This is a genomic window from Sphingomonas sp. S1-29 (assembly GCF_026167545.1).
Lineage (GTDB): Bacteria > Pseudomonadota > Alphaproteobacteria > Sphingomonadales > Sphingomonadaceae > Sphingomonas.
Window position 1 is genome coordinate 2394972 of the sequence record NZ_CP110678.1, and the last position, 14997, is coordinate 2409968.

16 protein-coding genes are annotated in these 14997 nt (G+C 69.7%); 15 read left to right on the forward strand and 1 reads right to left on the reverse strand.

What is annotated here, in order from left to right; all coding sequences use genetic code 11:
- The first annotated feature begins 26 nt into the window (after positions 1–26).
- The 15 genes from OKW76_RS11465 (at position 27) to OKW76_RS11535 (ending at position 13223) form a co-directional block, all read left to right on the forward strand.
- On the forward strand, positions 27–1046 hold the full coding sequence (locus tag OKW76_RS11465; RefSeq protein ID WP_265549019.1) for a phage major capsid protein: 1020 nt from the start codon (positions 27–29) through the stop codon (positions 1044–1046).
- A 64-nt stretch (positions 1047–1110) separates the two neighbouring features.
- Positions 1111–1668 carry a head-tail connector protein gene (locus OKW76_RS11470; RefSeq protein WP_265549020.1) on the forward strand — a complete coding sequence of 186 codons (558 nt, stop codon included), beginning with the start codon at positions 1111–1113 and terminating at the stop codon, positions 1666–1668.
- Positions 1665–1871 (forward strand): hypothetical protein, encoded by a 207-nt coding sequence (locus tag OKW76_RS11475; protein ID WP_265549021.1) that lies wholly within the window; start codon positions 1665–1667, stop codon positions 1869–1871. Before OKW76_RS11470 ends, OKW76_RS11475 begins: the two co-directional genes overlap by 4 nt.
- On the forward strand, positions 1868–2275 hold the full coding sequence (gene gp17 / locus OKW76_RS11480; protein WP_265549022.1) for a tail completion protein gp17: 408 nt from the start codon (positions 1868–1870) through the stop codon (positions 2273–2275). The genes OKW76_RS11475 and gp17 overlap by 4 nt, the downstream gene beginning before the upstream one ends.
- A 121-nt stretch (positions 2276–2396) precedes the next feature.
- Positions 2397–2804: a phage major tail protein, TP901-1 family gene (locus OKW76_RS11485; protein WP_265549023.1), complete on the forward strand. Its 408-nt coding sequence runs from the start codon at positions 2397–2399 to the stop codon at positions 2802–2804.
- 101 nt (positions 2805–2905) lie between these two features.
- Positions 2906–3196, forward strand: coding sequence for a gene transfer agent family protein (locus OKW76_RS11490; protein WP_265549024.1), 291 nt, complete (start codon positions 2906–2908; stop codon positions 3194–3196).
- Positions 3197–3300: 104 nt separating this feature from the next.
- Positions 3301–3456: a phage tail assembly chaperone gene (locus OKW76_RS11495; protein ID WP_265552939.1), complete on the forward strand. Its 156-nt coding sequence runs from the start codon at positions 3301–3303 to the stop codon at positions 3454–3456.
- On the forward strand, positions 3449–4015 hold the full coding sequence (locus OKW76_RS11500; protein WP_265549025.1) for a tail tape measure protein: 567 nt from the start codon (positions 3449–3451) through the stop codon (positions 4013–4015). The genes OKW76_RS11495 and OKW76_RS11500 overlap by 8 nt, the downstream gene beginning before the upstream one ends.
- Positions 4016–4249: 234 nt before the next feature.
- A complete protein-coding gene (locus OKW76_RS11505) occupies positions 4250–6535 on the forward strand; it encodes a DUF2460 domain-containing protein (RefSeq protein WP_265549026.1) in 2286 nt (761 codons plus the stop codon).
- Positions 6532–7332, forward strand: coding sequence for a DUF2163 domain-containing protein (locus OKW76_RS11510; RefSeq protein WP_265549027.1), 801 nt, complete (start codon positions 6532–6534; stop codon positions 7330–7332). Before OKW76_RS11505 ends, OKW76_RS11510 begins: the two co-directional genes overlap by 4 nt.
- Positions 7329–7766, forward strand: a complete 438-nt coding sequence (locus OKW76_RS11515; protein ID WP_265549028.1) for a peptidoglycan endopeptidase — start codon at positions 7329–7331, stop codon at positions 7764–7766. The genes OKW76_RS11510 and OKW76_RS11515 overlap by 4 nt, the downstream gene beginning before the upstream one ends.
- Before the next feature lie 75 nt (positions 7767–7841).
- Positions 7842–9893, forward strand: a complete 2052-nt coding sequence (locus OKW76_RS11520) for a phage tail protein (protein ID WP_265549029.1) — start codon at positions 7842–7844, stop codon at positions 9891–9893.
- Between the two features lie 78 nt (positions 9894–9971).
- Positions 9972–10478: a DUF2793 domain-containing protein gene (locus OKW76_RS11525; protein WP_265549030.1), complete on the forward strand. Its 507-nt coding sequence runs from the start codon at positions 9972–9974 to the stop codon at positions 10476–10478.
- A gap of 109 nt (positions 10479–10587) precedes the next feature.
- Positions 10588–11691, forward strand: coding sequence for an OmpA family protein (locus OKW76_RS11530; protein WP_265549031.1), 1104 nt, complete (start codon positions 10588–10590; stop codon positions 11689–11691).
- A gap of 158 nt (positions 11692–11849) precedes the next feature.
- Positions 11850–13223, forward strand: coding sequence for a glutamate--cysteine ligase (locus tag OKW76_RS11535; RefSeq protein ID WP_265549032.1), 1374 nt, complete (start codon positions 11850–11852; stop codon positions 13221–13223).
- 132 nt (positions 13224–13355) lie between these two features.
- Here the strand turns inward: OKW76_RS11535 and OKW76_RS11540 are convergent, their stop codons facing one another.
- Positions 13356–14648 carry a methyltransferase family protein gene (locus OKW76_RS11540; RefSeq protein ID WP_265549033.1) on the reverse strand — a complete coding sequence of 431 codons (1293 nt, stop codon included), beginning with the start codon at positions 14646–14648 and terminating at the stop codon, positions 13356–13358.
- Positions 14649–14997: the final 349 nt, after the last annotated feature.

Here is a 14997-nt window from a genome sequence, read left to right on the forward strand (position 1 = left end):
TCTTTTGGGCGAGGGAAGGAATGCACATGAGCGATTTGGAGATGATGGCGACCGCGCGGCCGATGCTGAGCGGGGCGCAGGCGCCGGCGGCGACTGCGGCGTTTGCCGGGTTCCTGCGCAGCGGCGCGGGCGGGCTGGAGATGAAGGCGTTTACCGGGGTGACGGGGGCCGAGGGCGGCTATGCGGTGCCGCGCGAGCTCGACGCGATGATCGATCGGGTGGTCAAGGCGGCGAGCCCGATCCGGGGAATCGCCAACGTCGTCCAGGTGGGGTCGAACGGCTATCGCAAGCTGGTGACGAGCGGTGGCACGCCATCGGGCTGGGCTAGCGAGACCGCGGCGCGCGGCGAGACCGCGACGCCGGTGTTCCACGAGATCGCGCCGGCGATGGGCGAATTGTTCGCCAACCCGGCGGCGAGCCAGACGATGCTCGACGATGCGGGCTTCGACGTCGAGGCGTGGCTGGCGGGCGAGATCGCGATGGAGTTCGCCAAGGCCGAAGGCAGCGCGTTCGTCAACGGCGACGGGGTCGACAAGCCGCGCGGCTTCCTGACCGGGGCGACCTCGGCCGCGGGCGATGCGACGCGGGCGTTCGGGACGATCCAGCATCTGGCGAGCGGCGCGGCGGGCGATTTCGGCGCCAATCCGGGCGAGCGGCTGATCGACCTGGTCCATGCGCTGCGCTCGCCGTACCGGCAGGGCGCGACCTGGGTGATGAACGCCAGCACGATGGCGCGAATCCGCAAGTTCAAGACGACCGACGGCGCGTTCCTGTGGACGCCAGGGCTGGCGAGCGGGCAGCCCGACAGCCTGCTCGGCTATCCGGTGGTCGAGGCCGAGGACATGCCCGACATCGCCGCGAACAGCCTGTCGATCGCCTTCGGCAATTTCCGCGCGGGCTATCTGATCGCCGAGCGCAGCGAAACCGCGGTGCTGCGCGACCCCTATAGCAACAAGCCGTTCGTCCATTTCTACGCCACCAAGCGGGTCGGCGGCGCGGTGAGCAATTCGGAAGCGATCAAGCTGCTGCGCTTCGCCGCCGCCTGATCGCGGGCGCCGCCCGGGGGACCGGGCGGCGTTTCGCGCGACCGAGGGGCAGGGGGAGGATGCGATGACGGGGACGGGCGGGCCGGGGGGCCATGCGCTGAGCGAGGGCGACCGTGCGGCGGCGGTGGCGCAGGTGCGCGCGCTGCTGCGATCGGACAGCGATGCCGAGGATGCGCTGTTGGGGCGGCTGATCGACGAGGGCTTTGCGCTCGCCGAATTGTTCACCGGGCAGGTGCTGATCGCGCGCGCGGTGACCGAGGCGATGCGCGGCGACGGGACTTGGCAGCGGCTGCGCGCGACGCCGGTGCGCGCGGTGACGGGGGTCGCCGATGCCGATGGCGCGATGCTGCCGCCCGAGCGCTACGCGATCGACATCGATGCGGCGGGTGACGGTTGGGTGCGGGTACGAACCACCAATGCCGCGCGGATGGTGGTGACGCTCACCGCCGGGCTCGCCGACGACTGGAGCGCGCTGCCGCCGGGGATTGCCGGCGGGATCGTCCGGCTGGCGGCGCATCGTTTCGGCGCGCGCGAGGAGGACGGCGTGCCGCCGGCGGCGGTGGCGGCGTTGTGGCGGCCGTGGCGGCGGATTCGGTTGCACGATGTGCGGGTGCCGGCGTGAATCGGGCGCTGGCGGTGGCGCAGCGGCTGGGGGCAGCGCGGGCGCGGGTGGTGGCCGATGCGGTTGCGGTGTTGCTGCGCGAGGCGATGCCCGATGGGGTGGTGACGACCGAGGATGACGGCGTGGTGATCGAGGCGCGCGGCGCACTGGCGCGGGCGGCGACCGACCCGGCCTTGCGCTGGGTAGCGGGGGGATTGCGATGAGCGCGGTGCTGCATGGCGCGCTGGTGGCGGCGCTCGAGGCGCATGCGCCGCTAAAGTGGCGGCTGACCGCGGTGTTCGCCGCGCCGCCGGTGCGATCGGCGATGCCCTATGCGCTGGTGACCGAGAGCGTCGTCGCCGACTGGAGCACCAAGGACCAGCCCGGCATCGAGGCGCGGGTGGCGATCGAGCTGCACGACGGCGGCGAGGTGCCGGGGCGGCTGCGTGGGCTGGCCGAGGCGGCGGGGGCGGCGCTGGCGGCGATGCCGCGTGACCTTGGCGAGGGGTGGCGGATGGCGAGTTTGGTGCCGCTGCGGACTCGGGTGGTTCGGGTGCGCGGGGGCGACTGGGTGGCGGTGGTCGAGGCGCGGGTGCGGATGTTGCACGAGGGTGGCTCCCCTCCCTGACAGGGAGGGGTTGGGGGTAGGTTGGCTGGTGGTGGAGCGGGGCGCTTCCTCTCGGGCCTACCCACCCCCGGCCCCTCCCTTGTCAGGGAGGGGAGGAGAAGGATCAGCGAGGAGACGGGATATGGCGGCGGAGAAGGGTAGTGCGTTCCTGCTGAAGGTCGGGGACGGGGCGGTGCCGGTGGGGTTTGCGACGGTCGCGGGGCTTCGGACCACGCAATTGTCGATCAATGGCGAGGCGGTGGCGATCACCAGCAAGGATTCGGGCGGGTGGCGCGAATTGCTGTCGGGCGCGGGGGTGCGATCGGTGAGCGTGGCGGCGGCGGGGATCTTTACCGGGTCGGCGGCCGAGGTGCGCGTCAAGGGCAACGCGCTGGCCGGGGTGATCGACCAGTATCGGCTGAGCTTTGAGAGTGGCGAGACGATGACCGGGCGGTTCCTGGTGACGCGGCTCGACTATGCCGGGGATGTGAATGGCGAGCGGAGCTATACGCTGAGCCTGGAGAGTTCGGGGCCGGTGGTGAGCGCGTGATGGCGGGGTTCGGGCCGGACGAGGCCGGGGTGTTTGCGGACAGGCCCCACCCCAACCCCTCCCCTGAAGGGGAGGGGCTTGGCAGCCCGCTCGCAAACCCCGTGCGGGGCGAGGTGGCTTTGCGGGTGGCGGGGGAGATGCTGGTGTTGCGGCCTTCGTTTGCGGCGCTGGTGGCGGCGGAGGGTGAGGTGGGGCCGTTGTTCGCGCTGGTCGAGCGCGCGGCGGCGGGGCGGCTGGGGCTGGGCGAGATGGTGGCGTTGTTCTGGCATTGCCTTCGCGAGCCGGCGCCGATGACGCGGGACGATTTCGCTGAAGGGGTCGCGGCTGGGGGGCTGGCGGCGGCTACGCCGGTGCTGCGCGTGCTGGTTGGGCAGATTTTGGCGGGGCGGTGATGATCACGCTCGGGGAAAGCGATTGTGCTGCCGCAACCGACCCACCCCCAACCCCTCCCTTTCAGGGAGGGGAGTTTGGCGCGCTTGCTGCGCGGTTGGCTGGGATGGCTGGGGTGGTGTTTGGGTGGACGCCTGGGGTTTTTTGGGACGCCACGCCTGCCGAACTGGCGGCGCTGGTTGTTGCGCTCACCGGCGACGAGGTGGCGGCGGCGGATCGTGGGACGCTCTTGCGGTTGATGGAGGCTTTTCCCGATGGATGAGGAAATCGAGCGGCTGGTGGTGCGGGTGCGCGCCGATACGCAAGGGTTTGCGCGCGACGTGGCCGAGATGCGCGGCAGCCTGGAGGGACCGTTCGAGGCGGGGGTCGATCGCGCGGGGCGGGCGATCGAGACAGTGCTGTTGCGCGCGGTGCGATCGGGCAAATTGGGGTTCGACGATCTGGGCAAGGTGGCGCTGGGGGTGCTCGACCAGATCGCCGCGAGCGCGGTGCGCGGCGGGATCGGCGCGGCGCTGGGCGGCAGCGGTGGCGGGATCGGTGGGCTGGTGGGGGCGCTGGCGGGGCTGCTTTCGGGGGCGCCGGGGCGCGCGACCGGCGGGCCGGTCAGCCCGGGGCGGGCCTATGTCGTGGGCGAGCGCGGGCCGGAATTGTTCGTGCCGACGGCGAGCGGGCGGGTCGAGACCGGCGCGCCGGGGGGCGTGCGCGAGGTGCGGGTGTCGATCGCGGTGCATGCCGGGGCGGGCGAGGCACCCGTCGCGCTGGCGCGATCGGGGCGGCAGGTGGCGCGCGCGGTGAAGGCGGCGCTGGGGGGTGTGGATTAGGGGGGCGCTGGGTGCCCCCGCCCCGTTCGTTTCGAGCGTAGTCGAGAAACCCAGCAGCGATGGTCGGCTTGGCGGTTTCTCGACTTCGCTCGAAACGAACGGGGATTTTTGGACCTGAACCGAGCGGGCGTGCTCGCGGCACGGGTGCCGCATGAGCTGGGCTGCCGTGCTGCCTGGACCCGACCCACCCCCGGCCCCTCCCTTTCAGGGAGGGGAGCAGAAGAAGGATACATCATGGGACATTGGCTGGCGGCTGCGCGGGGGGTGCAGGCGGGGGGAACGGTTTCGCGGTTCGATCCGCGCTATTGGAGCGTCAATTTTCCGCGACCGATGATGGCGAGTGTCGTCACTACCGCGCCCGATGCGCTGCGCGTCGATTGCGTCTTTTATCGGCGCGGCGATCTGGCGGGGCTGATCTGGGAGAGCGAAGACACGCACGATCATCCGCTGCTGCGATACGAAACCGATCGCGATTATCGGCGGTGCCGGTTGCGGTTTCGCTGGCGGTCGGGGGGTGTCATCGCGCTCGATGCGGTCAATGGCCCGACGCTGACGATCGAGGGGCGTGACGCGGCGGGCGCGGCGCGCGCCTGGTATGTGCGGTTGTGGAATTATGCGGTCGGCAGCGCCGAGGATGCGGTGGTGACGATCGACTTTGCCAGCGTCGTCGGCGGCTATCGGCTGCCCGACGACGCCGATCGGGTGTTCGCGGGCGATGTCGACCGGATGTTCGTATCGCTGGTGCCGCCGGGGTTCGTCGAGGGGGATGAGGGGCTGATCGCCGCCAGCGAGGGCTGGGCCGAATTGTCGGGCATTGCGTGCGATGGATCGGGCAGCGTGCTGGCGATCGGCGATTGCGTGGTGCCCGCGCACGACCTGCGAATGTCGGGGGGCTATGATGACAGCTATAACCTGACACCGGCGCGATTGCTGCGCAATATGTTGCACCTGGGCTATCGCGGGCCGGTGATCCATTATGTCGGGATGAGCCATTATTTCCGGCTCGAGCCGGCAGGCGGGGGGCTGTGTGTCAGCCTGGTGGGCGGGGCGCTGAATACGCCGACGCTGGCATGGCATCGCGACTTTGCCGAGCGTGCGCACGCGCTTGGTTATGACATCATCTGGTCGCTGAGCTATGAATTGTTCGACGCGCATTGCTGGAACGATTGGAAGCAGCGCGATTTCACCGGTGCGCCCGCGCTGACCGGATGGGTGCCGCCCTCGACCCTGCTGTCGCCCGCCAATGCCGGGGCGATGGGGTATCTGGCGCAGGTGGCGCAGGCGTTCGTAGGGATCGCGGTGGCGGTGGGGATGCGGGTGCGGTTCCAGGTGGGTGAGCCGTGGTGGTGGGTGACGCCCGGCGAGCGGCGACCGTGCCTGTATGACGATGCTGCAAGGGCGGCGCTGGGCGAGGCGGAGGGCGGGGCGGTGGTGATCGAGGATCTGCGCTCGCCGCTCGATGCCGGGCAGAAGGCGTTGCTCGATCGGGCAGGCGCAATGCTGGCGGCTTCGACCGCGGCATTGTGCGCGGCGGTGAAGGCGGTGGCGCCCGATGCCGAGACCTTGCTGCTGGCGTATCTGCCGACGGTGCTCGACGCGCAAGCACCCGAGGCCAAGCGCGCGAACTTGCCGGTCGGCTGGGCCAAGCCGGCGTTCGATGTGTTGCAGCTTGAGGATTATGACTGGGCGGCGACTGGCAATGCGGGGGCGAGTGCGCGCGGGGTGGCATTGGCGCAGGCGCGGCTGGGCTATCCGGTGGCCGAGCAACATTATCTGAGCGGCTTCGTGCTGCGGCCCGAGGAAGCGGGGCAATGGCACGCGATCGACGCCGCCGCCGACGTCGCCAAGGCGCGCGGGGTGGCCGAGACCTTCGTGTGGGCGCTGCCGCAGGTGCTGCGCGATGGATATCTGCATTTCGGGCAAGGGGAGGATGCAATGACGCCGTTCGACGACGTGCTGTTTCCGCTGGCGCTGGGGGCGCAATGCGAGGTCGCGCCCGAAACCTCGACGATGGTGATGACCAGTGCGGGCGGGCATGAGCAGCGCAATGTCGGCTGGGCGCAGCCGCGCACCCGCTATGACGTGGGGCCGGGGGTGCGATCCGAGGCGGATATTGCCGCGCTGCTGGCGTTTTTCCGCGCGCGGATGGGCGCGGCGCGGGGGTTTCGGCTGCGCGATCCGTTCGATGCCGAGGCTGTGGGGGAGCGGATCGGGACTGGCGACGGGCAGACGGTGCGCTTCGCGTTGGTCAAGCATTACGGCGAGAACCTGCGGCGGATCACGCGGCCGGTGGCGGGGAGCGTGGTGCTGCGCGTCGGCGGGGTGGCGACGCAGGGCTTCAGCGTCGAGCCGGGGGGCTATGTGACGCTCGATGCCGCGCCGGCGGCTGGGATCGCGGTGGTGGCCGATTTCGCCTTCGACGTGGCCGTGCGGTTCGCCGAGGATATGCTGCGCGTCAATCGTGCGACGTTCCTGGCGGGCGAGGTGCCGTCGGTGCCGCTGGTCGAGATCCGCGAATGAGCTGGCTGCAGGAGAGCTGCACCACGATCGCCTTTTGCTGGCGGGTCGAGCGGCGCGACGGGGTGGCGATCGGGCTGACCTCGCATGACCGCGATTTGCTGGTCGAGGGGCTGGTGCATCGCGCCGCGCCGGGGATCGTGCCGTCGGCGATCCGGCGGAGCGACGGGCTCGATGCCGACAGCATGGAGTCGGCCGGCGTGCTGAACCATGCCGCGATCGGCGAGGTCGATTTGCTTGCCGGGCGATGGGACGGCGCGCGGGTGGCGCTTTTCGCGGTCGATTGGACCGATCCGGCCCGGCGGGTGGCGCTGGGCGAGGGGATGATCGGCGCGATCGAGACCGGGGATGGGAGCTTCAGTGCGGAGTTGCGCGGGGCGAGCGCGGCGCTTGAGGGGCCGGTGTGCGAGGTGACCTCGCCCGAATGTCGTGCCGAGCTGGGTGACAAAAGATGCCGGGTGGCGATGGCGGGGCGGCGCAGCTTTGCGCGGGTGGTGGCGAGCGCTGGCAATGCGGTGACGTTGGATGCGGCGGGCGAGGGGCTGGGGAGCGGGCTGCTGCGCTGGTTCGGCGGCGAGAATAGCGGGCTGGAGGATGCGATCGACACCGCTGAAGGGACGGTCGTGACGCTTCGCCATGCGCCGCGATTGCCGGTGGCGGCGGGCGATCTGGTCGAGCTGATCGAGGGGTGTGACAAAAGGTTGGAGACCTGCGCCGGGCGGTTTGCCAACGCCGCGAATTTCCAGGGCGAGCCGTTCCTGCCGGGGGTCGATTTGCTGACGCGGTATCCGGGCGCGTGAGCGCGGTGGCGGCGGCGGCGCGTGAGTTGGTGGGCGCGCGGTTTCGGTTGCACGGGCGTGATCCGGCGACGGGGCTTGATTGCGTGGGGGTGGTGGCGGCGGCGTTGGCGGGGGCGGGGGCTGGGGCGGGGGCTGGGGCGCAGGTCACGGTGCCGCAGGGTTATGCGATGCGGACGGGCGATGCCGATCGGGTGGCGATGCTGATTGCGCGCGCGGGGCTGGTGCGGGTCGAGAGCATGGCTGCGGGCGATGTGGTGCTGGTGCGCAGCGGGCCGGGGCAATTGCACCTGGGGGTGTGGACCGGCGCGGGGCTGGTGCATGCCGATTCGCATTTGCGGCGAGTGGTCGAGCGACCGGGGGCGGTGGCTTGGCCGGTGGTGGGGGTGTTTCGCGGCTTCTTCGAAGCCGCAGACCCCTCACCCAGCTCCGACTAGGCCTCGCTGAAGAAGCGAGACCAAGTCTGCGCAACCCTCTCCCCTTGCAGGGGCGAGGGAAGAGGGGGGGGGATTATGACTACGTTGGTGCTGACGACGGTGGGCGGGTTGATCGGCGGGCCGGTGGGGGGCGCGATCGGGGCGCTGGCGGGGCGCGCGGTCGATGGGGTGTTGCTGCGGCCGGGGCGGCGCGAGGGGCCAAGGCTCAGCGAGCTGGCGGTGCAGACCTCCTCCTATGGCGCGCAGGTGCCGCGACTCTTTGGCACGATCCGGGTGGCGGGCAGCGTGATCTGGTCGACCGAACTGATCGAGACGCGCACCAGCGAGGGGGGCGGCAAGGGGCGGCCGGGGAGTGTCCAATATAGCTATGCCGCGTCGTTCGCGGTGCTGCTGTCGGCGCGGCGCGTGGCGGGGGTGAAGCGGATCTGGGCCGATGGCAAATTGCTGCGCGGAGCGGCGGGGGATTTCAAGGCGGCGACGGGGTTTCGGCTGCACCTGGGCGATGCCGACCAGCCGGTCGATCCGCTGATCGCGGGCGCGGTGGGGGCGGCGCAATGTCCGGCGTGGCGCGGCCATGCCTATGCAGTGTTCGAGCAGTTGCAGCTCGCCGATTTTGGCAACCGGATTCCGTCGCTGACCTTCGAGGTCGAGGCCGATATGGGGGCGGTGACCGCGGGGGCGGTGACCGCGGGGGCGGTGGCGGGCGCGCTGGGCGGGGTGGGCAGCGAGGCGCTGGTGCCGGTGCTGGGCGGGTTTTCGGCGCATGGCGGGTCGACGCGCGCGGTGCTCGAAACGCTGGGCGAGGCGACGGGGGCGTGGTTTGCCGCCAATGGCGAGCGGATTGCGATGCGTGGCGGCATGGGGGCGGCGCGCGAAGTGGTCGATCAAGGCGTGGGCGGCGCGCGTGGGGCGCGATCCATCGCTGCGGCGGACCAGGCACCGCGCGTGCTGACGATCGGCCATTATGATGCGGCGCGCGATTATCAGGCGGGGTTGCAGCGCGCGACGCGGCCGGGGGCAGGGAATCGCGAGCTGCATCTGGAATTGCCCGCAGTGCTCGATGCCGTGACTGCCAAGGGGGTGGCAGCAGCGATGCTGGCGCGCGCCGATTCGGGGCGCAGGCGGTGGCGGGTGGCGCTGGGATGGGACGCGATCGACATCGCGCCGGGCGACCGGGTGCGGATCGCGGGCGAGGACGGGTTGTGGCGCGTCGCCGAATGGGCGCTCGAGGGCTATGGCGTGATGCTCGAGCTGGCACCGATCGTGGTGGCGAGCGCGCATGCTTCGGCGTCGTCGGGCGCGGTGGTGGCGGCGCCCGACTGGGTGCATGGTGCGACGGTGCTGGCCGCCGCCGAACTGCCGCCGGGCGATGGCGCGGTGCTGACGCAACCGCGGCTGACGATCGTTGCGGGCGGCACCGGGGCGGGGTGGCGATCGGCGACGCTGATGCTGGGGAGCGAGAGCGGCGGCTGGACGGTGGCGGGGGTGACGCGTGCGCCGGGGGTGATCGGCACGGTGGTGGACGCGCCGGGGTCGGCGCGCGCGACGATCGAGGATCGGGCGCACACGATTCTGGTCGAGCTGGCGCATGGCGAGATGCTGCTGGGGCATGCCGATCGTGCCGCGCTCGATCGCGGCGCCAATCTGGCGCTGGTGGGGGATGAATTGATCCAGTTCGGTGCGGCGGTGCAGGAAAGCGCGCGGCGCTGGCGGCTGTCGCGGCTGTGGCGCGGGCGGCTCGGAACCGAGGCGGCGATCGCGGGGCATGGGGCGGGCAAGCGATTCGCGCTGCTGGCCCCCGAAAGCGTGGTGACGATCGACCTGCCGCTGTCGGCGATCGGCGGGACGATCCGGGTGGGCGCGGTGGGGATCGCCGATGCCGCCCCGGTCGAGATCGTCGTGCCGGTAGGGGGCATCGGTCGTGCCGCCCGCGCCGGTGCACCTGCGGCGCCAAGCGACCGGAGCCGGCGTCGCGCTGCGCTGGACACGGCGGAGCCGGGCGGGGTGGCGCTGGATCGACGGGGTCGATGCGCCGCTCGCCGAGGAGGCCGAGCGCTATGTCGTGCGCATCGGGGGCGCCGAGCTTGCGACGAGCGTTCCCGAGGCGGTGATCGCCGTGCCGGGTGAAGACTGGCGCGCCACGATCGCGCAGGTGGGAACCATCGGCGCCTCCAGTCCCAGCGAAATCAGCCAAGGAGATATGCGATGAGCGACGATTCGACCGACCGGCTGGGCCTGCCGTTGCTCCATGCGGGGCAGGCGCAAAAGGAGATCACGCATAACGAGGCGGTGGTGCTGCTCGACATAATCGTCGCGGCGGCGGTGGTGGCGGTCGGCACGCAGGTGCCGCCGGCCGATCCGGCGCCGGGCGAATGCTGGATCGTCGGGTCGGGCGCGAGCGGGGCATGGGCGGGGAACGACGGGTCGCTCGCCGGTTGGACGATCAATGGATGGCGCTTCGCGGCGGCGCGCGAGGGGATGCGCGCATGGTCGATCGCCGACGCCAGCGAGGTGGTTTATCGTGGCGGCATCTGGGTGGTCGGCGAGGTGACTGGTGCTGCCTTGCGGATCGATGGGCAACAGGTGGTCGGGGGCCGCCAACCGGCGATCGAGAGCCCCGTCGGCGGCGAAACGATCGACCTGCAAGCCCGGGTTGCGGTGGAGAGCATGTTGGCGGCGCTGCGGGCACATGGTTTGATCGCAACGGCTTAAACTGTGTCGTTCCAGCAACAGTTGAGCTTTTGTTTCGCTTGCCCTGAAACCAACCCGAGTATAGGGAGTTTGCGCTGTCCGTAGTGACAACCGAGAAAGGGGATTTTTTATGCGGAAGATTGCCGTAGCAGTGGCGCTTGCGTCCACCGCACTGAGCACTCCCGTCCTGGCCCGCGATGGTGCGTGGTATGTGGGCGTAGAGGGCGGTGCAATGATCGTCGAGGACTTCGAGTTCGACCTCGCCGACACTGACACCAACGTACTGACCACCGATTCGTCCTATGGCTGGGACGTCGATGCGATTGTCGGTTACGATTTCGGGGCGTTCCGCCTCGAGACCGAAGTCGGCTATCGTCGCGCAAATGCCGACGCACACCAGACGACGGTCCCGCTCGCGGGTATCCCGGCTGGTAACTACGAAGGCGCAGGCGCAAATGGTCGCGCATCGGCGCTTAGCTTCATGGTCAACGGCCTTCTGGACTTCGGTCCCGACGACGGGATCCAGGGCTTCGTCGGCGGTGGTGCCGGTGTGGCACGCGTGAAGTTCGAAGATTACGGCATCGGTGCCGTCAATCTGCTCGACGACAGCGACACCGTGTTCGCATGGCAGGCACTGGCGGGCGTCCGCGCTCCGCTGAGCGAAAATGTCGATGTCTCGCTGAAGTATCGTTTCTTCAACGCAGACAACGTCAACGTGATCGCAAACACGGGCGCTTCGCTCGACACGCGGTTCCGTTCGCACAGCATCCTGGGCGGTCTGATCTTCAACTTCGGCGAGCCTACCCCGCCGCCGCCGCCGCCTCCCCCGCCGCCCCCGCCGCCTCCTCCCCCGCCGCCGCCTGAAGCGCCGGTCGAGCAGGTCTGCACCCCTGGGCCGTACATCGTGTTCTTCGAGTGGGATCGCTCGGACATCACGCCGGAAGCGTCGAGCATCCTCGACAACGCCGTGTCGGCCTATCAGAGCTGCGGTAACGCGCAGGTCATGCTTGCCGGTCACGCCGATAAGTCGGGTGCCGCTTCGTACAACGTCGGTCTGTCGCAGCGTCGCGCTGATGCGGTCCGTTCGTACCTGTCGGGCCGTGGTATCGCAGATACCGCGATCTCGACCGAAGCATTCGGTGAAGCACAGCCCCGCGTCGACACCGCCGATGGTGTGCGCGAGCTGCAGAACCGTCGCGTGGAAGTCACGTACGGTCCTGGCGCCGGCATGTAATTGCCAGTTTCCCTGGAGTTTCCAGGGAAGCGACCAGAAAATCGGGGAGGTCGGGCAACCGGCCTCCCCTTTTTTGTGTTCGGGCCAGACGAAGCCGCTGCCTGCGCGGGCTTTCGTCACCCCTAGCGCTCGCCGCGCGGGCGTCGTAATGCGCGGCGATGAGCACCAAGACGGTATCGGTCACCCAATCACCGCTGATCGAACACCGTTCGCAGCTGGTCGATTATTTTGCCGGCGGCGAGAAGCCCGCGACAAGCTGGCGCATCGGCACCGAGCACGAGAAATTCGTGTATCGCACCGATGATTGCCGCGCGCCGAGCTATGACGAGCCCGGCGGCATCCGCGACCTGCTGATGGCGCTGACCGAATTCGGCTGGACCCCGGTCGAGGAAAAGGGCGTCGTCATCGCGCTGGCCGGCCCCGACGGGACGGTCAGCCTCGAGCCGGCGGGGCAGTTGGAGCTTTCGGGCGCGCCGCTGGAAAATCTCCACCAGACCTGCGCCGAGACCGGCCGCCATCTACAGCAGGTGAAGGCGGTCGGCGACAAGCTGGGCCTGGGATTCCTCGGGCTTGGCATGTGGCCCGACAAGGCGCGCGCCGACCTGCCGGTGATGCCCAAGGGCCGCTACAAGATCATGCTCAACCATATGCCGCGCGTCGGCAGCATGGGGCTCGACATGATGCTGCGCACCTGCACGATCCAGGTGAATCTCGATTATGCGACCGAAGCCGACATGGTGCAGAAATTCCGCGTCGGGCTGGCGCTGCAGCCGCTGGCGACCGCGTTGTTCGCCAATTCACCGCTAACCGAAGGCGTGCCCAACGGCATGCTGTCGTATCGCAGCCATATCTGGTCGGACACCGACCCGCATCGCACCGGCATGCTGCCCTTCGTGTTCGAGGACGGCTTCGGTTACGAGCGCTACACCGACTATGCGCTCGATGTGCCGATGTACTTCGTCTATCGCGACGGCAGCTATATCGACGCGGCGGGTCTGAGCTTTCGCGATTTCCTGCGCGGCGAATTGTCGGTGCTGCCGGGCGAGAAGCCGACGATCGACGATTGGGCCGATCATCTGTCGACCGCCTTCCCCGAAGTGCGGCTCAAGACCTTCCTCGAGATGCGCGGCGCCGATGGCGGGCCGTGGGGGCGGATCTGCGCGCTGCCGGCGTTGTGGGTGGGGTTGCTGTACGATCAGGGTGCGCTCGATGCGGCGTGGGACCTGGTCAAGGGCTGGTCGATGGAGGACCGCGAGGCGCTGCGCAATGCGGTGCCCAAGCTCGCGCTCGATGCGCCGCTGCCCGGTGGCGGGCGGTTGCGCGACATCGCGGGGCAGGTGCTCGACATCGCGCATGCCGGGCTGGCGGCGCGCGCGCGCGGCAATGGCGCGGGGGATGACGAGACCGGGTATCTCGATCCGCTGCGCGAGATCGTTCGCAGCGGCAAGGTGCCGGCGCAGCATCTGCTCGATCGCTACAACACCGCTTGGGATGGCGATGCGTGTGCGATCTACAGCGAGAATCGGTTCTGATCCTTCTTTCCTCCCCATCGAGGATGGGGAGGGGGACCGCGCAGCGGTGGAGGGGCATGGCGCGAGCGGTGCGTTTGCCGCGTTCCCCTCCACCGCCTTTGGCGGTCCCCCTCCCCACTGGGTGGGGAGGATTTAGGAGGCCTGTTTCCCCCGGACGAAGGCAAGGAAGCGCGGCACCGGCGCGTTGCGCTCCATCCAGTCCGAATAGGCGCGATAGGCGGGGTCGGCACCGAGGTGGCGCTCCTCGGTCTTGCCGCGCCAATAATAGACGCCGCTGACGAGCCCCAGCAGGATGGTGTTGCGCGCGGCGTCGCCCAGGCTGTCGGTGGTGGTGAGGATCGGGATCGTCGACAGCCACCAGAATAAGTTCTTGCTGAGATAGGCGGGATGGCGCGTCCAGCGATAGGGGCCGTGGGTGATGATCCCGCGATGCGTGAGGTTGGAAAAGCGCAGCCCGAACGCGACCGTCGCCCAGGCATAGACCAGGGTGAGCGCGACGAGCGCGGCGCCGACTAGGCTCAGCAATAGCGGATGCCCCGCGAACCAGCCGGTCCATTCGCCGCTGCCGGGGTGATAATCGAGCGGGCCGCCCGCGCTCATCAGGATGAAGGGCGGGTAGCAGATGAGCGCGGCCACCCAGCCGCTGGCATAGGGGTTGGCGGTGCGGATATGCGCGTCGAGCGGCCGGAGCGTGAGGATATAGCCGACGGTCGCGAAGCCGACATCGACGACGAACATCAGTGTGATGAGCGCCATCGCCAGCGCGACCGGGTCGGCGAGCGCCTGGGCGAGGTCGAGCCGGATGAGCTGGCCATAGCCGCCCGGCAGCACGCCGAGCATGAAGGGCAGGAAGAACGCCTTCACCCCCCACGACCGCAGGTGGTTCGCAATCGCCTCGCGGTCGATCGGCTCGTTGAGCCCCAGCGCCCAGGCGCCGAGCTGCCAGGTGCCGTCGCGCGGGTTGGTGGCGATCCGGTCGGTGAGGAAGACATAGGGGATCGAGGCGAGGAACAGCCAGGGCGCTGCGGTCTCGATACAGTCGATCGCGAAGACGTAGATGCCGCTATGGTAGAAGCGGCCGACGAAATAGATCAGCGCGATGCCCGCGAAGGTGATCCACAGCCCCGCGAGGCGGGTGAGGCTGGTGTCGATCGTTTCGCGCCACGGCCGCGGATTGGCCCAGTCGAGCCCGGTCGAGGCGTTGCGATGGACCTTGTCGACCAGCAGCGACCACAGGATCATCGGGACCCCACAGGCGAGCAGGTTCACCAGCGCCCCATAGGGACCGTCGAGGCCGCGCCAGCGCGCAAAGCCCAGCCACAGCGCCATGCCGACCAGCCCGGCGATGCCGGTGCCGGCCGACACCGCCGATGCCGGGCGCGGATCGGCGGCAGCGCGGGGGGTGAGGGTCGCGGCCTGGTGCATCGCGCGGGGATAGCGGGGGAATGGTAAGGAACGGGTGAAGGCCGCGCGTTGCGCTTGCCCAGCGTGCCGATTCCCCGCCTTTGGCGCGGAGAACGAGCAATGCTTTCCTCCCCCGCCAGGGGGAGGTGGCGGGCGCGTAGCCGCCGTCGGAGGGGGCGGATGGGGGGCGGTTGGTGGTTTGCGGTGGTTCGGGTTGCGGGGGGCATGGGTTGGGGGTGCCCTTGCTAGCGTGTCGCTTTCCGCCCCCTCCGTCAGCCTTTGGCTGCCACCTCCCCCTGGCGGGGGAGGATGGGGAGGGTTTGCGGATCGTTGGGCGAAAGTCGGGGCGTCTTCCTCCCCCGCCAGGGGG